Source organism: Sulfitobacter sp. 1A13421, assembly GCF_043557285.1.
GTDB classification, from domain to species: domain Bacteria; phylum Pseudomonadota; class Alphaproteobacteria; order Rhodobacterales; family Rhodobacteraceae; genus Sulfitobacter; species Sulfitobacter faviae.
On record NZ_JBIFFQ010000002.1, the window covers coordinates 257,016 to 282,096 of the forward strand.

The window sequence follows — 25,081 nt, forward strand, 5'->3', positions numbered from 1 at the left end:
TATGAGGCTATGGCAATTTGTTACGATCTGATCGCGCCGGGTCTCGCTCTAACACTGGGCCGTGATCCGAGTTGCTTTGTAACCGCCCCTCGCCGCGCCTTAATATCATTGTATCGAACGGGCCTCCCGACCTCCCCGCCTCTCCCCAGAGCGAGAAAGCCGACGCCCTTTCCCAAACCTGAAAGGACTAGAACAATGAAACTCTTTATCGCAACCGCCGCCGCCACTCTGATCGCCACCGCGAGCTTCGCAGGCCAATCGACGCGCTACGAAGACCTGCGCTTGGACACGTCCCTAACGGCTGATGTCGTCCATGCCGCGGATGCCGGTGAAGCCCGCCCTAATGAGCGCGCCGCTGACCTGCGCTTGGAAACATTCTCGGACGAGAGTGCGCCGGTCGCCACCTTCTCGACCAGCGGCCCCGTGAGCAGCTTGGGCGAAGGTTTCGCCTATGGTGGTTATGGCGCGGGCAACGACTCTCGCTAAATTGTCTTAGGTAGACCCGAGAGGCCCGGCCCGAAAGGTGCCGGGCTTTTTTCTTGCAGGCGGAGCCGCATGGCCCGATGGGCAACAACTTCTTTCTGCAAAAAAGGGAAAATGGCGGAGCGACAGGGATTCGAACCCTGGAGACGGTCTCCCGCCTACACACTTTCCAGGCGTGCGCCTTCGACCACTCGGCCACCGCTCCGTTGAGGCGGGGTTTAGCTTGGGGGGGCAGTGAGTTGCAAGAGCGAATTCCCCCCAGAGAGGATAAATTTATTTAACCGCCCAGATGAACATAGACCCGGCGGTTCAAACGGCCCTTTTTCTGAATCTTTCCAAGGCGAAGCCCGCCGATCTCGCCGGTGCGGGCGACATGGGTGCCGCCGCAGGGTTGCAGATCGATGGGGTCCGGCGCCCCTCCGATGCGGATTAGGCGAATGTCCCCCCGTCCGCGCGGCGGGGCGACGGACATGGTTTTGATGAGTTCAGGCGCGGCGTCCAATTCGGCTTCGGTGATCCAGTCCTCGCTCACCCGCGCATCGAGGGAGACGAAGTGGTTCAGCGCCTCCTCCAGTTCCTCGCGGTCCTGCGGCGCGTCGGGCATGTTGAAATCAAGCCGCCCGTGGGTGGCCGAAATCTGCCCCCCCGTCACGGGATGCGGGATCACGACCGACAGAAGGTGCAGCGCCGTATGAACCCGCATGTGCTTGTGGCGGCGGTCCCAATCGAGTTCCTGTTTCACGAATGCGCCCACCGGCGGCAAGGGACGCGGCTCTGCCGGGACCAGCGCGATGCCGCCGCTGTCTCGGTCGCGCACCGTGGTCGCGATGGTAAGCTCTTGCTTGTCCCAGGTCAGCCACCCGCTGTCGCCCGGCTGGCCGCCGCCCGTGGGGTAGAACAGGGAATTGTCCAAGATCACCCCACCTTCGGGCGTATGGGCCGCCACGCGGGCCGGGGCGTCGCGCAGGTAGGTCTCGGTCCGGTACAGCTCGCCCGTCATGCCTGCGGCTCCGGCTTTGCGTCATCTTCTATTTTCGGTGCTGCTTCGGCCTTCAACGTCTCAGGGTTGCGCAGCCATAGGTCGCGTTGGGCAAAGGGAATTTCGATTCCTTCCTCTTTGAAACGCGCGGCGATGGCGTGGTTGATGTCGTTCTTGACCTTCATCATCCAGTTCACATCCCGCAGGTAGCAGCGCACCTCGAATTCCAGCGCATCGGCCCCGAAGTTCAAGAACAAGACCGCGGGCGGCGGGTTGGTCAGCACGATGGGCTGCGCCTCGGCGATCTCTTGCAGGATGCCTTCGATCCGTTTGGTGTCGGTGCCGTAAGCCACGCCCACGGGTACGATGAGGCGGCCCACGGTATTGCCGCGGGTGTAGTTGGTGACCGTGCCGCTGATCAGATCGGCGTTGGGCACGATGACATCAGTGCGGTCGAAGGTTTCGATCCTTGTGGAGCGCACCGAGATGTCACGCACATAGCCCATCTGACCACCCACCTCGATCCAATCCCCCTCGGAGATCGGACGTTCGATCAACAGGATGATGCCCGAGACGAAGTTCGACACCACGTTTTGTAGGCCAAAACCAATACCGACCGACAGCGCACCGGCGACATAGGCCAGCGCAGAAAGGTCGATCCCTGCCCCGGTGATGGCGAGCAGCGCGGCGAGGAAAATCCCGACATAGCCGATCCCCGAGACGATGGCGTTCTGCCCGCCGATGTCCATCCGCGTCTTGGGCAGGACGTTGCTGCGGAGTGCCCCTTGGATCAGACGGGTGACGGCATAGCCAATCACGAAGATCACGGCGAAGGAGAGGAAATCCGTGGGACGGATCCGCGTCTCACCAAAGGCGAAGCCGCGGCTGAACAGCGCCCAAAGCTCAGTCAGGTCAGTGACCCGCGCGCCCCATGCCAGCGCCATCACAGGCAGCGACAGCAGCAGCAGGATCAAGCCAAAGAAGACGGGCATCAGCGCGTCGCGTGCCTGCACCCCCTGCCCGGTCATCGCGCCGTAAACATCGGCCAAGAAGCGTTGCAGCGTCATCACCAGCCCCAGAAGCACCAGCGTGGTGACATAGGGCGGCAGCAGCGAGACGGCGGCGTTGTAATAGCCGCTGATCAGCAAGAGGGGCGCGACCACGGCCACGATCATCGCGCCCAAGCCCAGCCCACGCACGACGCGGTTCAGGGTCGAGGTCCGCGGCTCTTCGGCGGCGGAAACGTCTTCCGCCAGCGGATCGCTGTAACCGCGCAGAATTTTCCCGATGCGGAACAGGGCAAAGGCGCTCAGCAGCATCACCGGCAGGCGCAGCACGGCCTCGGTGGTTTCTGCCGGTTGCTGGCCGTCGAAAATGGCTGTGATGATGGCGCCAATGATGACGGTGACGGTGATGATGCTGACGTAGAAACGAACCGCTTTGCGCTCAGCCGCGGGCAGCAGGATCAAGGCCTCGTCCTCATCGCGCGAGAACACCCGTTCGGCGACCCAGCGAACGCCCAGCATTGCGCCGCCGATCACCGGGATAAGCTGCACAAGGGTCGAGCCGCGCGGGCCAAGCCAATCGGTTGCCAAGACGGCCATGGCCAGCAAGACCAGACCGACCGTGGGCAGGATGATCCGCAAAAGAGACACGACAAAGCGCCAGATGCCAAAGCCGCGCGCGCCGAACTGCTGGAGCCGCCCCACGATCGCGGTCGACCAATGGTGGCCACGGAAGATCAGCACCAAGCCCAGAATGGTGAGGGCCAGAACCGCAGGGAGAGAGGAACGCAGGCTGCGCCGTGCCGTATCGGCATCGTCAGGCGCTTCGGCGGCGATCTCACCCGCCGCTGTCGCCAGATCGTCTATCGCGGTGCGCCAATGGACGGGGTTAAGCGGCGTGGGCACCACCTCCATCAACTGCTCGGTCTGGCGTTCGCGCAGGGCCACGTCGATCTGCCCGATCAGCGCATCGGCGCGCAGATATGCCGCTTCGGCCCGCTGGACCGGGGTCAGCAGTGTGTTGAGCTGTCGGTTCAACTCTTCACGGTTGGCGGCGACTTCGGGGGATTCCGGCTCGGCCCCCTCGCCCTCCGGCGGGGTGCCAAGCGCGGCCAATTGTTCGCGCAGCGCGCTGATCCGCGCCGCATTCAGGTTGCGCGCCGCATCGAACTCGGCGCGGTAATCCACCAGCCGGGCGCGCTGCACCTCCAGCATGGTTTCGGTGGTATCGGGCGCGTCAATCGCCTCTTCAGCCGAAGAGGCGACGGTTTCCCATTGGTCGAAATCCGGCAGAACCGGTTCCTGTGCGACAGCAGCGCCGGTCAGCCAGACCAGCAACGCGGTAAGGCCGAGGGCGAAGCGGAGCATTTGGGTCATGTATCCTCGAAAACACCTGGGATGGATTGCGGTGCGGCATCAAGCCAACCGGGCGTCGGCAGCCCCTTTTCGCGCAGGAACTCGGGGTTAAAGAGCTTGGATTGATAGCGCGTGCCGAAGTCGCACAAGACGGTCACGATGGTATGGCCCGGCCCCATCTCTTTCGCCAGACGCATGGCCCCGGCGACATTGACGCCCGAGGAGGCACCAAGGCAGAGCCCCTCATTCTCCAGCAGGTCAAAGACGACCGGCAGGGCCTCTTCGTCGGAGATATTATAGGAATAGTCGGGCTTGAACCCTTCGAGGTTCGCAGTGATCCGCCCCTGCCCGATGCCTTCGGCTATGGAGCTGCCTTCGGATTTCAACTCGCCCTCGGTATAGTAGCTATGCAGCGCCGCGCCATCGGGATCGGCCAGTGCGATTTTGACGCCCTTGGGTTGCAGCGCCATGGCCACACCAACGAGCGTCCCGCCCGAGCCGACCGCGCAGCAAAAGCCATCGACCTTGCCGCCGGTCTGTTCCCAAATCTCGGGTCCAGTGGTTTCGATATGTGCTTGCCGGTTGGCGGTATTGTCGAACTGGTTGGCCCAGATCACCCCCTCGGGCGTGGTCTTGGCCAATTCCTTGGCCAAACGTTCGGAATAGCGGACGAAGTTATTGGGGTTCTTATACGGTGCGGCGGGCACTTGCACCAGTTCGGCACCGGCCAGGCGCAGCATGTCTTTCTTTTCCTGCGACTGGGTCTCAGGGATGACAATGACGGTCTTGAACCCCATCGACGCGCCCACCAGCGCAAGCCCGATGCCGGTGTTGCCTGCGGTGCCTTCAACAATGGTGCCGCCGGGCTTCAACTCACCCCGTGCGATGGCGTCGCGGATGATGAACAGCGCCGCGCGGTCCTTGACCGACTGGCCGGGGTTCATGAACTCCGCCTTGCCCAAGATTTCGCAGCCGGTCTCTTCGCTCGCGCCGCGCAGCCGGATCAGCGGTGTGTTTCCAATGGCCTCGGCCAGATCTTTAGCAACCTGCATGTTTGCCCCCAGTTCATGTTCCGTCCGGTTTAGCTGTCGCGCCTTCGGACCTCAAGCGTTCGCGGTGGCGGGCGAGCCAATAGGCGCTTGCCACCAATGGCGCATTGGCCAGCGCCTGCGCATCGGCCAAGGCCATCAGATCATCGAATGACATCAAATGCGACCGGATATCCTCGCCCTCCGCAGCCAAACCGCCGGTGCCGATGATATGATCCGGCAAATCTGCCAATCCCACGAAAACGTGAAAGAACTCCGTCGCATTCCCGGGTGAGGCATAGACGTTTCCGACCGGCTCCAAGGCGCCCAAGGTGATCCCCGCCTCCTCACGCGCTTCGCGCCGGGCGGCGGCCTGCGGCGTTTCGCCGGGGTCGATATGGCCCGCGATGGGTTCCAACTGCCAGCAGGTATGATCACCCCGCGCCAGCGGCCCCATGCGGATTTGCTCAACCAGCAGCACGCGGTCGCGCAGCGGGTCATAGGGCAGCACCAAAGCTGCATCCGCGCTGACAAAAACCGCGCGGTCGATCTGCGCCGACATGCTGCCGTCAAAGGTCTCATGTCGCAGCGAGATTTCATCAAGGGCGAAGAAGTTCGCGTAAACGCGGCGGCGGTCGGTCACTTCGACCTTGCCATCGAGCGCCAGCGGATCATGCATGCCCTGTGTCGCCAACACCTGCTGATGGGCCCGGCGGCGGATCATCGGAAACATCGCATCGACCTCGGCCCGCGGGCGCTTGCCCATATAGCTCATCACTTCGCGCGCGGCGTGGCAGGAAAGCGCGGCCCAATCCCTCTCCCATTCAGGCAAGGACCATGGCCCCTGCGCGGTCCAGCGCCCGGGCTGGGGCAGATAGACCTCGGCCCCCTGCCCGTCTACCAGTGTCACCGGCACAAGGTCATAGTCGAACGCGCCTTCGTAAAAGTCGAGCCGCGCGAAATCATCCGCGCTCAGCCCCCACACCAGCAAGCCCTCGGCCTGCGCGCCATCGCGCGTCTCAATCGTGGGAAACGGGCCTTCGGCGGCGGCAGAGACTTGGTAGCCGGACAGATTGGCGGGGCTGAGGTCAATCGCCTCGGCGGAGCGGCCAAGCACGATTTCCAACAGCGGCAGATGCCGGAGGGTGCCATAGATAAAGAGATGTCGCATGGGGATCAGGGCCAACGGTTATAAGCAAATTCTGTCAAAAGCCCTGCGATCATGCCGCCGACGACAAGCGCCACGCCGATGGGCACGGTGGCGATCATCAGGCCGAATTCCGCGCCGATCTGAAACACAGCGACGATGGCCTCGAAGGGATCGTCATAGCGGTTGCGCAGCGCCAGCCGGACCATTTCATTCGCCGCCTGCAAGAAGATCGCCCAGAGCATCAGCACAAAGACACCGGCGAAACCGTTGTTGATCGCAGCCACGATGCCCCGGCCCGCGCGCCGGCCCATCACGCGCCAGCCCACGATGAGGCCAAGCACCACGTTAAGCGGCAGGAAATACCCGAAATCCGTGCTTTCCGGCATCAGTGGCACCACCATGCCCGACAGGACAAAGGCCAGCACGGCGAGTGAGATCGCCGCCATAAGTCGTGCACCAGTCGGCATTTTTCGGCTCCTTGCGGGGGCGGACCGCAGGGGCGGTCACACAGGTCGCCGTACCGTAATCTGCGTCACGTCGCAATTGCCACTGTCAAATGTCGCGGCACAGGAAGTGAGGTAAAAATTCCACATCCGGCGAAAGCGTTCGTCAAAGCCAAGCGCGGTGATCTGATCCCATTTCTCGTTAAAGGTCTCATGCCAACGGCGCAGGGTGATGTCATAGCTTTTGCCAAATTCGATCGACCGGTCGACCACCAGCCCTGCCCGCTCTACCTGCTCCCGCAGGATCGTGGGGCTGGGCAACATGCCGCCGGGGAAGATGTATTTTTGGATGAAATCCACTCCGCGTTTGTAGACCTCCCAACGGCGGTCGGCGACGGTGATGATCTGCAAGGTCGCGGCGCGGCCCGGTTTCAGACGTTGGTGCAGCGTGTCGAAATAGACCGGCCAGTATTTCTCGCCCACCGCCTCGAACATCTCGATGCTGGCGATGCCATCATAGCTTTCGGTCTCGTCGCGGTAATCTTGCAGTTTGAAGGTCACGCGGTCCGAGAGGCCCGCCTTGGCAATGCGTTCTTGCGCGTAGTTGAACTGCTCTTGGCTGATGGTCAGCGCGGTCACTTTCAGCCCGCGTTCGGCGGCGGCATATTCCGCAAAACCGCCCCAGCCGCAGCCGATTTCCAAGACATGATCGCCGGGCTCCACACCCATCTGATCGACCATGGACTTGTATTTCGCCCGCTGCGCGGCCTCAAGCGATTGCTGAGCGTCGCCCTCGAAAATGGCCGAAGAATAGGTCATCGTGTCATCCAGCCAGAGGCTGTAGAACGCATTGCCGAGATCGTAGTGATAGCTGATGTTGCGCTTGGCCTGTTTGCGGTTGTTGCGCTGAAGCCAGAAGCGGAACTTTTCGAACTGACGCAGCAGCCCTTGGCCGGGGAAACCATCATAGATCGTCTCATTCCCCGCATGGACCAAATCCATGAAGGCTTGCAGGTCCGGCGTCGACCACCACTCGTCCAGATAGGCGTCGCAAAAGCCCAGATCGCCCTCGCGGATCAACCGTGCGAAAAGGTCATCGTTATGGATGTGCAGTTCCGCCACCGGGCCGGGCTTGGCCCCTTCGGCGCGGAACACGCGGCCATCAGGCAGGACAAAGTCCACCCGCCCATGCTGCATTTCCTGCGCCATGGCGAAGACCTGCGGAAAATAGCGCGGCAGACCTTTCTGCCCCTCGGTGGTCGTAAGCTTCATACCTCGGTTCCGTTCTTGTTCTTGACGCCTACTGTAACCGCAGGCTGCTGTTTCGCAAAAAGTTAAAAGTTGCGGTTGCGATAGGCGTCGAGCGCTCGTTCCCGCCCCTCTGACAGATCGACGATCGGATCGGGGTAATCATCCTCTGGGCTTAGGCCCCAGCGGCGTGGGACCGCGTCGAAATAGGCCAGCGCCTCGTCACTCGGTTTCGCGCGGCCCTCGGCGATCCAACGGCGGGTGTAGTCGCGCCCCTTGTCGAACCGATCAAGCTGGGTCTCGGGGTTGAAAATGCGAAAGAACGGCGTCGCATCGGGGCCAGAGCCTGCGGCCCATTGCCAGCCCATCGCATTATTGGCCGGGTCCCAGTCGATCAGGTGTTCTTCGAACCACTTTTGCCCGATCCGCCAGTGGCACATCAAATGTTTCGTCAGATAGCTCGCTACGATCATGCGGCCCCGGTTGTGCATGCGCCCCGTGACCTGCAACTCGCGCATGGCCGCATCGACGAATGGCACCCCGGTGCGCCCCTGTTTCCACGCCAGCACCTCGGCGCGGCGCTCGTCCTCGTTCCATGGGAAAGCCTGCCATTCCTTGCGCCAGTTTTGGTCAAGGATGCGCGGCGTGTGATACATCAGGTGATAGGCAAACTCGCGCCATGCGAGTTCCTTGAGGAAGGTCTCAGCCCCGCGCTTGCCCTCTTGCATCGCCCGCTGGCCCGCGTGCCAGCACTGGGCCGGGCTGATCTCACCCAATGACAGGTTTTCCGACAGGGCCGAGGTGCCATCTTCGCCCGACATGTCGCGGCTTTCGTCGTAGCCTTCAACGATATGGGCCATGAAAGAACCTAGCCGGGCCTGTGCCGCGGCCTCCCCCAGACGCACATAGGGGCGCACTACGTCGCGCCCGCGCTGCATCTCGGCGTCCATTTGCCAATCGTCGAGCGCGGCGCTCTCGGGCCAGTTTGGCAGGGCTGGGATGTCGCTCGGAGTGGCCAAGGGGGCCGCCACATCGCGGCCCCGGACCGCCTTCCAATAGGGGGTAAAGACTTTGTAAAAGCCGCCGGTCTTGGTCTCAACCGTCCAAGGCTCGAACATCAGATGCCCGGCAAAGCTACAGGCCTCGACCCCATTGTCCTTTAGCGTCTCTTTGACCTTGGTGTCGCGGTCGATCGCGGCGGGATCGTAAAGGCGGCTCCAATAGACTGCCCCCGCGCCGGTGGCTTCAATCACCTCGCGCAGCATCTCAAGCGCATCGCCACGGCGCAGGATCAGGCGGCTGCCCTTCTCGGCCAAAGTCTCCCCAAGACAGCCCAAGGCCAGCCCGAGGCGGAACCTCGGCGCCGCGCCCAAAGCTTCCGATTGTGCGTCGTGGATGAACAGCGGGATCACCGGGCGGCCCGACTGGCAGGCCGCCGTCAGGGCGGGATGGTCGCTCAGCCGCAGATCGCGGCGGAACCACATGATAATCGGGGAATTGTCGCTCACGTTCGGGGTCTTGCTCCTGCACTTGTCCCGAAACATAGCGCCCCTGCGCCGGGGTCAAGGATCAGAGCAGATCATCCAGCGCGTTCAACAGTTTGTCCATTTCATCCTGCGTCGTGTAATGGGTGAAGCTGAGACGGAGCACGCCTTTGGCCTCATCCACCCCCATCGCGCCGAGCGCCCGGCCTGCGTAGAAGGTGCCACCCCCTGCCATGATGCCGCGCGCGGCCAATGCCTGCGCCATCTCGACCCCCGGGCGATCAAGCGCCAATGCGACCGTGGGCGCGCGGGTTGCCGCATCGGTGGGGCCGATGACCCGCACAGAGTTGCGCGCCGCCATGGCATCCAACAGCGGTTGCAGCAAAGCCGTCTCATGGGCGCGCATCGCGTCATGCACAGCGACACCGCGCGCCGTGGCCCCGGCAGTGCCGCCGATATGGTGGGCGTGGAAAGCATCGATATAATCCGCCATGCCCGCGCTGGCTGCGATCTGCGCGTGATCCGGCCCGGCGGGGGTGAAACGTTTGTAAAGCACGTCCCCGTTGAAGTGATGCGCTTGGTTCGGCAGCAGTTCGGCGAGCGCCCGGCGGATGACCATGACACCCTGATGTGGCCCGAAGGTCTTGTAAGCCGAAAAGAGGTAGATATCTGGCCCCAGCACCCCGACATCGGCAAAGCCATGTGGCGCATAAGAGACGCCATCGACGCAGACGAAAGCCCCGGCGGCATGGGCAAGCGCCGTGATCTCGGTCACCGGGTTGATCTCGCCCACCACGTTTGAGCAATGCGGGAAGCAGACCAGCCGGACATTCTCGTCGAGTAGGTCTTCGAGCTTTGCCGGATCGAGATGCCCGGTGTCAGGGTCGATTTGCCATTCACGGATCTCGATCCCCCGCTCGGCCAGCCGGCGCCACGGGCCGGTATTGGCCTCATGGTCTTGATTGGTCACGACGATCGCCTCACCGGGCTGCATCATCTGGCCGAAAGCCTGCGCCAGCACATAGGTGTTCTGCGTGGTGGAGGGGCCAAAGCTCAGCTCCTCCGGCGTCACGCCAAGGATCGCGGCCATGCGGGTGCGGGCCTCGTCCATCTCCTCCCCACCAAGGCGGCTGGCCTCATAGGCGCCGTAGGGCTGCACCTTTCGCTGGGTGTAGAAGCGATGCAGCCGGTCGATCACTTGGCGGCAGGTGTAAGACCCACCGGCGTTCTCAAAGAAAGCCTGCCCCTGAAGGCTCGGCTCGGCGAAGGCGGGAAATTGGGCGCGGACCCATTCGGAATCAATATGCATGGCGCGAAGGTTGACCGCAGCGCGGCCAAGGTCAAGCGCCCAAACAAAACGGCGACCCCGAGGGGCCGCCGTCATCCGTGTTGCAAAGGCTGTGCAGGTTAGCGGATTTTACGTTCGTCCTGCAGACCGCGGAAGATGCAGAAGCACATGAAGAGCAGCAGCAGCGTGAACAGCAAACCGGTGGAGATCACCATGGATTGCAGCGCTGCCAAGCCGCCGCCGATCAACAGCGCGATGGCCACGGCACCCTCGAAGATGCACCAGAACACCCGCTGCGGCACCGGCGCATCGACCTTGCCGCCTGCGGTGATCGTGTCGATCACAAGCGATCCGGAGTCGGACGAGGTGACGAAGAACACCACCACCAGCACGATGCCGATGAAGGAGGTGATCGAAGCCAGCGGCAGCGCGTCGAGCATTTTGAACAGCTGCAACGGCAGACCCGCATCTTGGGCTGCGGTGTAGCCGTCGTTCAGCACCTGATGGATCGCGGTGCCACCAAAGATCGACATCCACAGCACACAGACAAGCGATGGGATCAACAGCACGCAAACGATGAATTCGCGCACGGTACGGCCCCGGCTGACGCGGGCGATGAACATGCCGACGAAGGGTGACCAGCTGATCCACCAAGCCCAGTAGAACGCCGTCCAGCCTTGGGAGAAGTTCACGTCTTCACGGCCAAACGGGTTTGCGAGTGCGGGCAGATATTCGATGTAAGCAACCAGCGAGTCCCAGAAGAAGGACAGCAGGAACACGGTCGGCCCGACGATCAAGGTGAACAGTGCCAGCAGTGCTGCCAGACCCATGTTAACCTCACTGAGGACTTTCACACCGCCATCAAGACCGCGCAGCACCGAAACCAGCGCCACGGCGGTGATCAGCGAAATCAGAACGATCTCAGATGTGGTGCCAACGGGAATCCCGAACAGCTCGTTCAGACCCGCGTTCGCCTGCGTGGCTCCCAGACCGAGCGACGTCGCCAGACCAAAGAGCGTGGCGAAAACCGCGATGGTGTCGATGATATGCCCGGGCCAGCCCCAAACACGTTCGCCCAGAACCGGGTAAAAGGCCGAACGGATAGTCAGCGGCAGACCTTTGTTATAGGTAAACAACGCCAGCGCCAGCGCGACGATGGCATAGATCGCCCAAGGGTGCAGGCCCCAGTGATAGATCGTCGCCGCCATGCCAAGGCGCAGCGAACCAGCCTCGTCACCCGTGGCGGCACCCAAGGGGGCCCAGTCGGTGCGCAAGCCGTTCTCTGTCGTGATCTCGCCCATGGAGGTCGAGAAATGGGTCAAAGGCTCGGAGACGCCGTAGAACATCAGGCCAATGCCCATGCCCGCCGCGAAAAGCATCGCGAACCAGCCCAGATAGGTATAATCCGCGACCGCTTCATTGCCGCCAAGGCGGACACTGCCAAAGGGCGTGACAATCAGCAAAAGTGCAAAGATCACCACCAAGTCGGCAGAGCCGATCAGGAACCAGTCGAAGTTCTTGGTGGTAAAGTTGAACATGGCCGAGAAGATCGCGGCGGCCTGTTCCGGCAATGCGATGGTGTAGAACACGAAGACCACGACCGCGATCCCCGAGATTAGAAAGACCGGGTTGTGAATATCCAGCCCGAACGGCCCGATCTGCCGTTCGATATTGTCCTGACCGATCTCATAATCGGTATCGATCACATCCGCCTTGCCCTCAGGCTCGGGGATGCCGTGCGAATTGGTATCGCTCATAATCTGTTCCCTCTTTGATGACAGATTACCGCGCAAAACACGGCCTTCTGTTTTTCTCATCCGTGCACAACAGGATAGAGGCCTGCGACCATTGGGCAAGCCATTGCGGCCAAGCCCCCTTGGAAACTTGGCTAAAACGACCGTTTCGGTATCTGCTGCGACGTAAGTTTGGGGGGACTACCCTGTCCCGAGCGCGGCTGCAATCGCATCGGCCTGTTCGCGAATCCGGTCCATGTCGCCTTGGACACCGGGCGGCCGCAGCTTGTCGCCCTCATGCCGCGGCAGGATGTGGTAGTGGAGGTGAAAGACCTCTTGCCCGCCCGCAGCCTCGTTAAACTGCTGCACCGTGATGCCATCGGCGCCAAAGGCGCGCAGGCAGGCATTGGCGACTTTCTGAACCGTCGCCAGACAATCCGCCAATTGTGCGGGGCTGGCGTCGAGCATGTTGCGGCAGGGCGACTTGGGGATCACCAGACAATGCCCTTCGGCGCGAGGCATGATGTCCATAAAGCAATAGGTCTTGTCGTCCTCATAGACCTTAAAGCTGGGGATCTCTTTGCGCAAAATCTTGGCAAAGATATTGTCGTCGTCGTAGCTGGCCATCATGCTCTCCTTCTGGCGATCGGGGCGGCGCGGACCATTAACCACACCGCCCCGCGCCGAGGCAATATCAAGCGTTTACGTCGACGACCACCCGGCCCTTGACTTGCCCTTTCAGGATGTCCGCCCCCAATTGCGGCAGGTCGCTGAGCCCAGCGGGTTGGACCATCGCTTCCAGCTTGTCCATCGGCAGGTCTTTGGCCACCCGCTCCCAGGCGCGCAGACGGTTGTCATAGGGCTGCATGACGCTGTCGATGCCCAAGAGGTTCACGCCGCGCAGCAGGAAGGGGATCACCGTGGCAGGCAGGGCCGCACCGCCCGCAAGGCCCACGGCCGCCACGCTCGCCCCATATTCCATCTGGCCCAGCACGCGGGCCAGCATCGCGCCGCCCACAGCATCGACACAGCCGCCCCATGTCTCGCCCTCAAGGGGGCGCTTCACCGTCTCGTTGATCTCGTCCCGCGCGACGATCCGGGCCGCGCCGAGGCTCTTGAGGTAATCCTCGGTCTCGGGCCGCCCGGTGACCGCCGCCACTTCATAGCCGAGGTTGGCAAGGATCGCGGTCGCGACCGAGCCGACGCCCCCCGCCGCACCCGTGACCAGAACCGGGCCTTTCTTGATGCCGTGATCCTCAAGCGCCATGACGGCCAGCATCGCGGTGAAACCTGCCGTGCCCACGGCCATCGCTTGACGCGTGTCCAGCCCTTCGGGCAGTGGCACCAGCCAATCGGCCTTGACCCGCGCCTTTTGCGCATAGCCGCCCCAATGGGCCTCGCCGACGCGCCAACCGGTCAACACCACCTTGTCGCCGGGCTTGTAACGGTCGTCATTCGAGGTCTCAACCGTGCCGGCGAAATCAATGCCTGGCACATGCGGATAATTGCGGACCAAGCCACCACCCGGCCCGATGCAAAGCCCGTCTTTGTAGTTCACGGTGGAATATTCGACCGCGACCGTCACCTCGGCCTCGGGCAGTTGGTCTTCGGTGATCTGGGTGACCTCGGCCTTGGTCTTGCCTTCGTCATCCTTGTTTACAATCAGCGCATTAAAGCTCATCTTTCATCTCCTTTTCAGGTTTCAATCGACCGGGCCTCAGGCCCAGTAACTTTCACGCACGGTTACGTCACGCTCGCCATCGGGGGTACGCGCCCGCAAGCGCGTACCCGGGTCCCAATGGGTCATCCGCACCATTCCGATGGCGACATTCACGCCAAAGTCAGGGGACCAAACCGCCGAGGTCACCTGCCCCACGCGCTTGTCGCCCGCCATCAAGGGCCAGACACGATCACAAAGCGGCACCGGATCGCCCGCGATCTCTAGGGGACGTATCTGTTGCACCGGCCCCTCTTTCGCCACCCGCAGCAGCGCATCTCTGCCAATACAGCCCATCGCCGCCTGCGTGTCGCAGAGCTTGCCAAGACCGCATTCGTGGGGCGTGTTGTCATCGGTCATGTCATTGCCATAGCTCAACAATCCGCCCTCGATCCGCTCAATCAGGTTCGGACAGCCCGCCCGCACATCCAGATCGCGCCCCGCCTCGAAAAGCGCCTCCCAAAGTGGCATCGCGATGTCGGCCCCTTCGGTATAAATCTCAAAGCCGCCCTGTTTGGAGTAGCCGGAGCGCGCGACATTCATGGCGCGGCCTTGAAACTGGAACTCTCCGAAGCGGAAGAACTTCACCTCCCGCACCGCCGCGCCAAAGACGCGTTCCATTAGATCTTCGGCCTTCGGCCCCTGCACCGCCAGCAGGTTCACATCCGGCTCATCGACCAAAACATCAAGATGATAACCGTTGCATATCCCCTTGGCCCACAATAACAAATCGCTATCTGCGATGGAAATCCACCAACGATCCTCGGCCAGTTTTACCGCCACCGGATCGTTAAGCATCCCACCCGTCTCATCCACGATCGGCACATAGACACAGCGGCCCGGCGCCACATCGCGCAGGTCGCGGGGTGTCAGCATTTGCATCAGTCGGGAAGCATCGGGCCCGCGCAGTTCAACCTGTCTTTCGCAAGCCACGTCCCAGACTTGCACGGCTTTCTTCAAGTGGTGATAATCCGCCTCGGTACTTTCAAAGACGGTCGGCAGCAGCATCCGGTTGTAGACCGTATAGGCTTTCACACCCGCCGCCTCGACCCCGTCAGAGAATGGCGTACGCCTGATCCGGCGCGAGGGAGAGAGTTCGGCCATCACACCTCCTCCGGCATGAAGATGAAATCGGTCACCGGCGCGTCACATCCTGCGCTGGTGAGCATGGCGTGCACTTGGCCGCGGTGATGGGTTTGGTGGTTGAAGAAGTGCACTACACATCCCGCCATTGGCTTGGAAACATCGCGTTGCAAGATGCCGGAATGCCACGTTAAATCCCCATCCAGCCTTGACTGCTCCAGCCCCGCCGCCCATTGAGAAATGGCAAGATCGCAGTGCCCTCGCGCCAAAACCCAAGCGTCGCCTGAGAGGCAAAGCTCGGTGTCTTTGCCTTCCGGTTTTGGCGCGGCAGGGTCGAACCGCGACAGCCAGAGTTGATCGCACCACAGAAGATGGTTCAGCGTGCCGAGGATGGAGCCGAAGAACGCCCCGCGATCCTGTGTTAACGTTGCCTCATCCAAAGCCTGAACGACGCTCGACAACTGACTGTTCTGCCATGCATTATAGCGCGCCATTTCCGTGGCATAGGTGGGGGTGATCACCGCGCCCCCTGCCAATTGATCGCGCAGACCTCAGCTGATTTGCCACCGAAATCCCAGACCCGGCCATAGTCGCGGACCTTGGATTTTACGCCACGCGCAGCCACGATATTCGGACCCATCCAGTATTTCGAATTGGTGATCGTCACCGGCTCCCCCGGTTCGGCCCCGGCCAGCATCTCGATCTCGCCGTTGATCTTTCGGCCAATGTTGATGACCCGGCGGTTGCCGTCGCGAATGATTTCGACCGGGGCGCGTTCGGCGCCGATGATCTCGCTTACCAACATGGTGAACAGCCCCGTGGTGCCACCCGCAGCGCCCGAGAAGATTTGCAGCAACCCGTCATATGCCGCCTCGCTCGCGCGGTCGTCCACATAGGCGGCGACCTTCCAATTTCCCTCGCCCATGCGCCCCGGAATGTCGACCAACAGCCCGACGTTCAGGCCGGCCAAATCCTCCCCCTCGAAATGGCCTTCGTCGATCACGATGCCCATCCATGCATGGCAGTGGCCTTCGGTCGGCAGATGCGCGCCAAGGCTGACCACGCAGGGGCAGAAGACATCGCAAGAGCAGTTCAGGAAAAGCTCGCCCTTGATCGCCCAATTGGCGGGTGTCATCTCTCTGTTTGGCATATCATCCTCCTGTGATCATGGGCCAACCCGCCACGACACCTGCGCCGAGGACCAGGGCGAAACCCATTGGTTTTGTTACGTAATGCCCGATTTGGGGCAGTTTTTCGATGACCATGAAAAGCGTGGCGAGCCCCATCCAAGCAAGGTTCATGACCCCGCCGGCAAAGCCCAGAAGCATAAAGCCCCAGCAGCAGCCCGCGCAAAAGGCGCCGAGGCCCAGCCCCATGCGAAAGCCGCCCGCGGCGCCGGGGCGCCAGTGGCCCATGAAATACATCATCGGAGAGTGGCAGACCCCGTGGCAAATCTCCTTGGCGCGGGTGAATTGGAAGAGGCCCACAGCAAAGAGCAACGCCGCCGCCGTCCAACGCGATTTGGCGATTCCGAGCATGTCGATGACGCCGCCGTGCAGCAGCAACAGTTGCAAACCCGCGATCCCCGCCGCGAAGAGGAGCCAGACCGCGAGGTAGCCCGCAAGCACCGCCAGCCAGCCCGCGCGCGTGCCATTGGCCGAAATCATGAGGTCTTCGTAGGCGCGTAGCGTCGGCACCATGGTCGGAACCATCATCGCCGCCATCATCGCGCCCCACATCACGAACAGTGGAAAGAAACGCGCCATGGGCATATACATATCCATGCCCGGATCCATCTGCCGCATGCGTTCGCCCATGGCCCCGGGGCGGCCCAGCAGATCGAGGTCCATCTGCATCGCCATGCTGTACATCATCCACCAAGCGGCGAGAATCAGGGCGAAAAACCCCAGCCATAGTGTTGATCGTACCATCCCGGTCATCGCCGCCCTCCCCTGCGTGCTCTTGTAGATTTAATGTCAGACAATTAAAGTCCTCGCAAACACTAATTGTAAGACATATGAAAATCGACCCAAGCAACCCCGCCGATCTATCGGCTCAGATCGCCACGGCCATTCGCGACGCCATCATCGGCGGGCATCTGATCGTCGACCAGCGTCTGCCCTCCGAGGCGGAGCTTGCCGAGCAGTTCGAGGTTTCCCGCCCCACGGTGCGCGAGGCGCTCAAGCGGCTGGCCGCGCAATCGCTGATCCGCACGCAGCGCGGGGCCACGGGGGGTGCTTTCGTTAACCGGCTGAGCTTTCCGGATGCCTACGCGCAGCAGATCACCACATCGACTCTGCTTCTGTCGATGAACGCGGTGAGCTTTGAGACCGCCTGCGAGGCCCGCTTTGCATTGGAGCGCGCCTGCGCCCCGCTATCGGCAGAGCGGCGGACGGCGGACCACCTTGCCACCATGCGCGCGGAGATTCATCGGCAGGCACAGCCGGGACTGACGGATGAGGCCTTCTGCGCTTCCGACGTAGCATTTCACCGGGCGCTGGTCGATGGTGCGGGCAATCCGGTTCTGAGCTACCAATTGGCGGGCGCGGTCGAGGCGATGCAGCCCCTGATGAATATGATCACCTTCACCGCGCGGGATCGCGCGCGGATCGTGGCTCTGCATCAAGAGATCGCGGATGCGGCAGAGGCCCATGACGGCAGGGCGGTGACGGCAGGGCTGACCGCGCTTGAGGCCGAGACCCAACAGCTTGCACAAAGCGTTTTCGCCGCGCGTGCGGCGCGGAATGCCGAAGCTGCGGGCCGACGCTAGGGCGGGCATGTAAAACAACAAGATACGCGTCTATCTTGACGTAACAAATTCGCACGTCCCACCCCTTGCAATTCGCCCATGGCAGCCCTACTTTAATCCTGTCCTTCGGGACTATGGACATAAACGCGCTCGTAATAAGCGGTTCGGACCCGGGGGCTTATAGCTACCCGCAGTTATTTACCTAAATCTAATAACCAAGCGCCACAGCTGTGGATAACGACGCCTTTGGCAGTGTTCCATATCTGTTCTTGACTCGTATTTACTACCAACCTACCATTTACCTGAGGCAGGTTTGTGGGGGGACGTATTGGGCCGTGGTTTCAGACTGCATCTTATTCGGAGCATGCCTGCTTCTCGATTAGCGGGTCGGCCGACGCCTGCTATATTAGTTCCTCCTGAAGACGGGCTGGTTCTGATTGATGCGTGGCGCTTTCTTACAGAATTCCCCTATGCCAATAGAAGTGATTCCTGGAAAGGTGCCGCCGCTCGAACTATTGGCAAGTTCTTTGATTACTATAAAATGCAAGGTGAGACTGAACCGTGTGATCCATTTCTAGCTAATCAACTTATTAACCGCTTTTTATCCTCTCTCAGCAATGGCACCATCTCGGTAGATGGTAATGATCCGTCGGGACTCTATTGGCATCCAGCGTCAAGACAAGTTTACGATCAATCTAGGACTTATCTAAAATGTTTCGTTGAAAAGTTAGAGGATTTTCATTCAAACAGCGCATTGAAGGCGACATCGTTCTATAATGCTGCGAGGCAGGCTCGCAATTCGGAGCGCCAGCAAAGCCAATCGTTACTATATCATTGCGCAACCAACTCTGACCGTACACTGTATCCACCTTCGAATAATTTTGGGCAAACCCAAGCATCAAACCGCGCGGTCGAATTCCCCGAAAAAAAGCTCAACGATCTTATCTGGCTTGGTTGTAAGAGAAAGAGAGCGGTCCCTGAGTTCTATGATTCAAATGGGCGACCGACGATCGCTAGTGAGTATAACATTAATCTCATGATGGCGATTGCTCTAATGGCCGGTGCAGGTCTCAGAAAGTCGGAATTATTCCATCTCTTCGTAGAGGATGTCTGGTCTCCAAAAAATATCGTATACCTCTACCATCCTGAGAGAGGCGTTCACAGACAGCCCGAGGGCCCTACTGTCACACGGCAAGAATACCTCATGCAGGAGTTTGGACGGATCCCACGTAGAAGGATGAGGGGAAACCAGCAAGTCGGGTGGAAGAGCCTACTGATTACCGACGCATCAAACGAAAGAAGCGAATGCTATTTCCTTCCTAAATGGGAAAGCCTTTTTTTTAGACTATTTCAAGAATACCGGGACCGAGTCCTACCGGACAACGTCGACCATCCCTACCTTTTCGTATCATTGGACCGGGATCATTTCGGCCAGCCTTGGACTTCAAAAGCTTTGACCAAGCAATTTTCCGCTGCAGTCAATTCGATTGGACTCGTTTCGAAAGCGGAGCATGGCACCACCCCTCATGGCTGCCGCCATTATTACGGGCAAAGCCTCACGGACATGGGTTTGTCACCTGTAATAATTCAACAATGCATGCATCATTTGAGCATTACTTCTCAGGTGGCCTACACGAGGCCGACTCCACTTAAGGTAAATGCTGCGTTGAAGAAAGCGCATGCCGAAATGAAAACCAAATTCGGCCAAGCCGGGGGCGGTATTGAGTACGACATCGTCAAAGGTCACTCGATGTGCCGATATAGAAGTGATCCTTCAGGAGTGTTCACGGAGCAAAATCTTGGTTTCGGAAAGGACAAGATAGATGGATAAGGTGTTCACTCATTGCACTCATGAAGTCCGAAATTTTGACGGTGTCGATGTAAACACTTCTTTGACCAAGGTTTGGATCAAGCAAGATCCCGATTCATGGCGGCGGCTGTTTAAGCATTGGAGAGACCAAAGTCACCTTGATCGGTGTGAAGTGGCTAAATACAAATTGGCTGGTGCAACAGCCGCCCCGGTGTCAGGCACCCGATCGAAAACTTCAGTTTGCAGCTTATACAGTTCTTGGAGGCGAAAAGCTATTTATCAGCTCTCAGAGCTAGAGTCACTTTCCGACGTTTGTTTCTTCTTTGATCAGCTTGTTGAGGCCAAATTAGAAACTCAGAGCCGCTCCACTGCGCTTAGATCAGGCCAGGCGATACGGAAGTTTTTGAGCGACGCGCTGAACAGAAATTTGGTGTTACTACCGATGACGCGCCGTGGCCAGCTAAGTTGGTTTCCTTACAGCCCGTCCATCAGGCGAAAGAGCGATCTTGCAGCGGCAGTTGAAAGGGCGCTCTCATCCTGGGAAGATACACGACTTTTGGCAGCATCCGCCTCTTTCTTTAATCATGTCGGCATGAGTAACGCCTCGCAACTAACTGAAAAGTTTTGCCAGGCATACTATGAAAGTCCATTTCAACAATGCCTTCCGGCGAATAGAACTAGCTTATACAATAAAACACTGGAAGCGATCGCCAATATAGCTAGGCACGAAGATCCAAACTTTCTGCCTCCGGCCGTATCCAGAGCCGCTTACGTATCTAAGCGGAAATTGACAGATACAGATTTCTGGTGGTTAACAGACGTTTCCGCGGGCGGCGCCCCAGAATGGAAACATTGGCAGGATTGGGCCATCAACTGGGTATACAGCTTAAAGGATAAAAAGCTGGATACGAAAGTAAATTCCATTACTTACTTCATCAAATTTTGTCAATATTATTCAATTGATCTGTTTGACCCTCTGGATGTTCGCCGGAAACATGTAGCTGAAGTCAGTTATTCGGATGAGCCAAACTTCTTCTCTTGGTTAGAGAGCAATGTTGGGCAGGAGCCTTCGTACAAGACTGTAGTCGGACTGTATCAGTTTTTTGAGTACGTTGATAATGTTGAACGCTACAATGAAGATCGTGCCAGTTTTGTGAATCCGTTCCAAGAAGCAGACGCGAGTCGCTTTGCCTCCGGACCCTCAAGGCGAGGAAAGAGTAATAAGGACCCCTTACCTTCAGAAATCATCCAGATGGCGATCGAAGTGCTTACTGAGGATGAGTTTCGCTTTTCAAAAACGTTTAAGAGTCAGTACGTACGCAGTTTGTCGAAGGAAACTGGGTTATTGGAAGATGTTTGGTGCCCTGTCGTTACAACGGCCCTTTTGACGCTCTTAACCCTTCCTATCAGAACACTTCAGGCTTGTTTGCTGGATTCAGGAGAAGCTGATGAATTTATAGTTACTGCAGACGGTCACGTCGAAGAAAACCCACACCCTTTGGCTAGGGTGGGGCGGGAAATGGCTTGCATTCGAGCGTTCCCGAGCCGACTAGGTTCTGAGCCTTTTGTGGGCTTCTTCATCAACACTAATAAAACCGCTGAAAACTCTACTAACGAGCTTGAAATAGGGTATGAAATTCCATGGAATGAAGAGCGCCTGTTGCAGCAAATGGGTCTGTTGAGAGAATGGCAAATTCAATACAACCCGATACCAGTTATGCTAACACGTGGGCAGCTTGAAGACAAAAGCCAAAGGGTCAACTCGACCGTCATAAATCAACCCGAATATACTTTTCTATTTCGCGACGCCACTCACTATGGCAACAAGATGCTGCCTATAACCGGGGCAAAAATAACTCAATTTTGGGGCCATGTTTGCCTAGCCGTTCAAGATAGGCTGGATAAGCTCGGTTACTCAATTCAGCTAGTTCGTTGGAAGAATTCCGGTCGTAGGTCGGAACCACATGCCCTCTATACTTTGCACAGCCTAAGGGTTTCAGGAATTACTAACTTTATTGAGAATGGTGTTCCAATTCATGTCATCTCTGAGTTCGTATCCGGTCATGCGCAACTGATTATGACGCTCTATTACACCAAGCTGAACCCTGGAGCTGTTCGCGACAAACTCGAACTTGCCTACGATAAGATGAGATCAGTTTCCGAGGACGATTTTTTCGATACACTGGCCGAAATGTCTGAACGGTTTGTTGACAACAAATCAGAAGGATCCCCGGGTAAGAGAGCGCTGCTAGCTGGTGAACGGGGTTTTTGGAGTTTCGATATTGATGGGGTGTGCCCTGTTGGCCGATCTAGTTGCCGCACAGGGAGATTAGTTGATCACTCTGTCAATGGAAAACCGGTATTCGGCCCTATTGTTCCTGATGGTTTTAACTGTCCCCAGTGTCGCTTTTGGTTAACCGGGCCAGATTTTTTAGTCGGTCAGGCGGCCATGTTTAATAATCTTCTGTATGTCATTAGAGAGCGAACCGCTGACAGAGAAAAAATCATCGAGAAGATCGATGGACAAATCGCTTCAAAAAACCCTCGGAAGGCAAAGCTTCTCAGCGATCAATTGAGAAAGATAGAGGACGAACTGTCCGATAAGGTCACGTCGCTTGGCGCACGGTTGGAAAGATTTTATGCCTCCAAGAAGTTAAAAGACGAAGGAAACCTTTCCGCCGCGTCTGAAACGAAATCGCATGCGATGTTGACCTCGATGTGTGAAGACGAGCTGAACTTCGTAATTGAAGAAACTAGGTCTTGGGAGCTGCTAGAATTTGCAGCCCAAACATTTGAATTTTTTCCGCAAGTTCCTGTCTCTTCCGCTCGATTTAGAAAGCAACTTTTGCTGGAACAGATAGCGCAGCAAAATGGCTTGGCGCCGCTATTCCTGCACCTCTCTGTCGAAGATGCCCAATTTGCCGCTAATAAGCTTACCGATCTTCTGACAAAGCTTGCAGGGCGGGAAGCACTCAGCAGCCTGATGTCAGGCGAGCAATCCCTGCTCGAGCTAGGGATTATCGACGAGTTTGAGGTTGCGGTCGGCGAGGCGATCCCGACTGCATTAGGAGCAACTAAGGGTTTAAATCCCATATCCGTTAAACAGGAAGATCCATGTAACATTTATACAGACAGTGAAGGAAGTGAAATTGACTGATTTTTTCACTATAAGAGCACTAACACCCGGATCGCTATGTGTAGAAGCCCTTCAATCGCCACAACGCGTCGAAGATTGGCATTACAGAATTCACCCAAAGGATAACTGACCGCATGGTCGCCAAATGGCTGACAGATAAAGGGATAATCAATGGCCGAAGATGAAAAGACAACTGAACCAACTGAAGCTGCACTTGACGACGTTGCGGGGACCTTGGTTAGCGTTGACGAAAAATACCAGCCTCAAGGTCCCGGCAAAGGGAACAAAGAATTTTCTGACCCCAGTCTTCCCGTTGCTCAATGGCGGGGGCAACTCGATCTAGGGGGTGCTGAAATCGACTGCTATGTACTGCCGGACGGAACCCGTCTCTTAGCGTCAAGTTCAGCAGCTATGGCAATTTCAGAAGTAGACCGTGCGAACCTGAAGGACTACGCTGGGCAAAAAGCGCTTAATCCCTATATTGATATAGAAAGGGTCCTGAAGGAAACTCGCAAGTTTTCCATACCTGGGACACAATGGCCCGCTTCTGGCATCACAACAGAACACTTCGAACTGATCTGCCGCGGCTATGTGCAAGCTCTGTATGAGGGAGCCCCGCTTACAGAGAGACAGCGAGAGATAGCAATTCGCTGTGCGGTTCTCACCGCGGGTCTCACACGAACCGGGCTTGACGCGCTTGTCGATGAGGCGACGGGCTATCAATATAAGCGGGAAGAAGACGCCCTCCAGGTCAAGTTGCGCGCATTCATTGCTGAAGAACTTCGCGCTTGGGAGAAAACCTTTCCAGATGAACTATGGGAGGAATTTGGCAGACTAACCGATTGGAAAGGGTCGTTGCACAATCGCCCAAAATACTGGGGCAAGCTGGTCATAGAGCTTATCTACGACACCCTTGACCCTGACGTGGCTAAGTACCTACGCGAGAACCGTCCCGCGCCAGGGGTGCGCTGGCATCAGAACCTGACCGAAAATTACGGAGTTAGACAACTCGTCTCTCGTTGTTATGAAGTCGTGGGCCTAGCCAAGTCCTGCAAAACAATGCCAGAACTACGGAAAAAAGTTGCTCATCACTACGGAAAACAAGCATTGCTATTTGGTGTATATGATAATGAGGACTCCTAGGTTCCTCGCGGCAAACCGCTAGTTAAGTATATTAAGCCTGCATATCGCATATGTTAGCGTGCGGAATGGTGAGTTACCAGAGAGTGCTATTTACACTTTCTTTCAATCAAACTGCTCTCGCTTACTGCCTCCCCCTGCCGCATGGAAGACATTCATAATGCAGAACAATGACTATCAAGAGACGAACGAATATAGGACAGCGTTCGCCTATTACTCAGCAGCCGAGCTCGAAACTACTGACCCACGAAGCCTCAGGTGTCTACACAATGTGTGGGCAGTTGGAAACGCTATGTTGGATGCGCGCGAGAAGATCACCATTTCGGCACTGGCACGAAGATGCATAGATCAATTTGGTGAGCCAAGCGCCCAAACAATTTATAACAACAGCTCGGGCTTGAACCCGCTGGTTAAGAAACTTCAGGTCGTTTACCGGGCTCTATCATCTCCTAAACAGAGTACCCGGAATGCCCTTTCAGCGGACCAGACGATGAGCGCGGTTCTTGCCTCGATTAGCAGCCCCAAGCATCGTTCAATCATCCGAGACCTCTTCTTAGAAAACAGGCAACTGAAATCCGATGTTCACATTCTTGATGCTTTTCTAAAGCAGCTTAAAGCTGTCGATTTGAAGGCTGAGTCGACCGGTGGCGCCCCACTAACTTACGAGAGAGGAAAAATTGAGTTTAGTCAGAAGCAGAAAGAGGCAGTGCGCAACTTCTTAGACAACACGCTTTTCAATGAAGGATACGACGTTCGAGACGGCGAGATCTATAAGGGGCGTAGGCCGCTTCAGGCAAAGGATTTTGTTGCTGCAATCCATTACGTTCTTAGTAGCTGACTATGGGCTTGAACTGGTCTCGCTTTCGGACTATATAAGTGATGTCCGCAAGGACTATGGACATAAAGGCGCTTGAAATAAGCGGACCGGACGGGGGTGCGATTCCCCCCAGCTCCACCAACACACCCTTCATTTGGGGGTAACTGAGGGGCTGAATTAGGGTCGACGGACGTCTAAAGAAGTTGCTTTGTCTCGGTGAGTTACCACCGTTATCGGTACAAAATGTACAATTGCAAATGACAATCGTGCTCCAGTTGCGATGGCCGCGTAAGCGGTTTCAGCGACTGAAATCTAAGCCCTTAGGCTTTGCAGCTTAAGGCGGGGTTCGCAGGTACCTGGCAACAGAAACCTGCACCTTTTCCCTTTGCAAGTCCCAGCAGCTCGGTTTTTCGTGGCTGTACGTGGACTATAT

General features: G+C 58.1%; 21 protein-coding genes, 1 tRNA gene and 1 other RNA gene. 7 read left to right on the forward strand and 16 right to left on the reverse strand.

Annotated features, from left to right (window positions below; genetic code table 11):
• The first annotated feature begins 195 nt into the window (after positions 1–195).
• Complete coding sequence (locus ACGYLI_RS04995) at positions 196–486, forward strand: hypothetical protein (RefSeq protein WP_394417641.1); 291 nt, start codon at positions 196–198, stop codon at positions 484–486.
• A 112-nt stretch (positions 487–598) separates the two neighbouring features.
• On the opposite strand, the gene ACGYLI_RS05000 is transcribed toward ACGYLI_RS04995, so the two are convergent.
• The 16 genes from ACGYLI_RS05000 to ACGYLI_RS05075 form a co-directional block, all read right to left on the reverse strand.
• Positions 599–688: transfer RNA gene (locus ACGYLI_RS05000), tRNA-Ser, on the reverse strand.
• A 72-nt stretch (positions 689–760) separates the two neighbouring features.
• Positions 761–1,483, reverse strand: coding sequence for an alanyl-tRNA editing protein (locus ACGYLI_RS05005; protein ID WP_394417644.1), 723 nt, complete (start codon positions 1,481–1,483; stop codon positions 761–763).
• Positions 1,480–3,843 (reverse strand): DUF3772 domain-containing protein, encoded by a 2,364-nt coding sequence (locus tag ACGYLI_RS05010; RefSeq protein ID WP_394417647.1) that lies wholly within the window; start codon positions 3,841–3,843, stop codon positions 1,480–1,482. The genes ACGYLI_RS05005 and ACGYLI_RS05010 overlap by 4 nt, the downstream gene beginning before the upstream one ends.
• The gene (locus tag ACGYLI_RS05015) at positions 3,840–4,874 is read right to left on the reverse strand and encodes a cysteine synthase A (protein ID WP_394401039.1); all 1,035 of its coding nucleotides are present in this window, start codon (positions 4,872–4,874) and stop codon (positions 3,840–3,842) included. The genes ACGYLI_RS05010 and ACGYLI_RS05015 overlap by 4 nt, the downstream gene beginning before the upstream one ends.
• Before the next feature lie 13 nt (positions 4,875–4,887).
• Positions 4,888–6,021: an NUDIX domain-containing protein gene (locus ACGYLI_RS05020; protein ID WP_394417651.1), complete on the reverse strand. Its 1,134-nt coding sequence runs from the start codon at positions 6,019–6,021 to the stop codon at positions 4,888–4,890.
• A 5-nt stretch (positions 6,022–6,026) separates the two neighbouring features.
• Positions 6,027–6,467 (reverse strand): TrgA family protein, encoded by a 441-nt coding sequence (locus ACGYLI_RS05025; protein WP_067266699.1) that lies wholly within the window; start codon positions 6,465–6,467, stop codon positions 6,027–6,029.
• A gap of 36 nt (positions 6,468–6,503) precedes the next feature.
• Positions 6,504–7,715, reverse strand: a complete 1,212-nt coding sequence (locus ACGYLI_RS05030; protein WP_394417655.1) for a class I SAM-dependent methyltransferase — start codon at positions 7,713–7,715, stop codon at positions 6,504–6,506.
• 62 nt (positions 7,716–7,777) lie between these two features.
• A complete protein-coding gene (locus ACGYLI_RS05035) occupies positions 7,778–9,199 on the reverse strand; it encodes a cryptochrome/photolyase family protein (RefSeq protein ID WP_394417658.1) in 1,422 nt (473 codons plus the stop codon).
• A gap of 61 nt (positions 9,200–9,260) precedes the next feature.
• Positions 9,261–10,484 (reverse strand): aminotransferase class V-fold PLP-dependent enzyme, encoded by a 1,224-nt coding sequence (locus ACGYLI_RS05040; protein ID WP_394417662.1) that lies wholly within the window; start codon positions 10,482–10,484, stop codon positions 9,261–9,263.
• A 98-nt stretch (positions 10,485–10,582) separates the two neighbouring features.
• A complete protein-coding gene (locus ACGYLI_RS05045) occupies positions 10,583–12,220 on the reverse strand; it encodes a BCCT family transporter (RefSeq protein WP_394417665.1) in 1,638 nt (545 codons plus the stop codon).
• A gap of 177 nt (positions 12,221–12,397) precedes the next feature.
• Complete coding sequence (locus ACGYLI_RS05050) at positions 12,398–12,823, reverse strand: HIT family protein (RefSeq protein WP_067266693.1); 426 nt, start codon at positions 12,821–12,823, stop codon at positions 12,398–12,400.
• 67 nt (positions 12,824–12,890) lie between these two features.
• Positions 12,891–13,877, reverse strand: a complete 987-nt coding sequence (gene acuI, locus ACGYLI_RS05055) for an acryloyl-CoA reductase (protein ID WP_394417668.1) — start codon at positions 13,875–13,877, stop codon at positions 12,891–12,893.
• 36 nt (positions 13,878–13,913) lie between these two features.
• Positions 13,914–15,017, reverse strand: coding sequence for a dimethylsulfoniopropionate demethylase (locus ACGYLI_RS05060; RefSeq protein WP_394417671.1), 1,104 nt, complete (start codon positions 15,015–15,017; stop codon positions 13,914–13,916).
• Positions 15,017–15,517, reverse strand: coding sequence for a DinB family protein (locus ACGYLI_RS05065; protein ID WP_394417674.1), 501 nt, complete (start codon positions 15,515–15,517; stop codon positions 15,017–15,019). Before ACGYLI_RS05065 ends, ACGYLI_RS05060 begins: the two co-directional genes overlap by 1 nt.
• Positions 15,514–16,146: a DUF1326 domain-containing protein gene (locus tag ACGYLI_RS05070; protein ID WP_394417677.1), complete on the reverse strand. Its 633-nt coding sequence runs from the start codon at positions 16,144–16,146 to the stop codon at positions 15,514–15,516. The genes ACGYLI_RS05065 and ACGYLI_RS05070 overlap by 4 nt, the downstream gene beginning before the upstream one ends.
• 1 nt (position 16,147) lies before the next feature.
• Positions 16,148–16,936, reverse strand: a complete 789-nt coding sequence (locus ACGYLI_RS05075) for a DUF2182 domain-containing protein (protein WP_394417680.1) — start codon at positions 16,934–16,936, stop codon at positions 16,148–16,150.
• Positions 16,937–17,013: 77 nt separating this feature from the next.
• Here ACGYLI_RS05075 and ACGYLI_RS05080 point away from each other — a divergent pair, with 77 nt between their 5' ends.
• From ACGYLI_RS05080 to ssrA, 6 genes are all read left to right on the forward strand, one after another.
• Positions 17,014–17,766, forward strand: coding sequence for a FadR/GntR family transcriptional regulator (locus tag ACGYLI_RS05080; protein ID WP_394417683.1), 753 nt, complete (start codon positions 17,014–17,016; stop codon positions 17,764–17,766).
• A 343-nt stretch (positions 17,767–18,109) separates the two neighbouring features.
• Complete coding sequence (locus ACGYLI_RS05085; protein ID WP_394417686.1) at positions 18,110–19,576, forward strand: tyrosine-type recombinase/integrase; 1,467 nt, start codon at positions 18,110–18,112, stop codon at positions 19,574–19,576.
• Complete coding sequence (locus ACGYLI_RS05090) at positions 19,569–22,712, forward strand: VPA1269 family protein (protein ID WP_394417689.1); 3,144 nt, start codon at positions 19,569–19,571, stop codon at positions 22,710–22,712. Before ACGYLI_RS05085 ends, ACGYLI_RS05090 begins: the two co-directional genes overlap by 8 nt.
• A 150-nt stretch (positions 22,713–22,862) precedes the next feature.
• Positions 22,863–23,834 carry a P63C domain-containing protein gene (locus tag ACGYLI_RS05095; RefSeq protein WP_394417692.1) on the forward strand — a complete coding sequence of 324 codons (972 nt, stop codon included), beginning with the start codon at positions 22,863–22,865 and terminating at the stop codon, positions 23,832–23,834.
• 157 nt (positions 23,835–23,991) lie between these two features.
• Positions 23,992–24,669 carry a hypothetical protein gene (locus ACGYLI_RS05100; protein WP_394417694.1) on the forward strand — a complete coding sequence of 226 codons (678 nt, stop codon included), beginning with the start codon at positions 23,992–23,994 and terminating at the stop codon, positions 24,667–24,669.
• 4 nt (positions 24,670–24,673) lie between these two features.
• Positions 24,674–25,025: a transfer-messenger RNA gene (ssrA, locus tag ACGYLI_RS05105) on the forward strand.
• Positions 25,026–25,081: the final 56 nt, after the last annotated feature.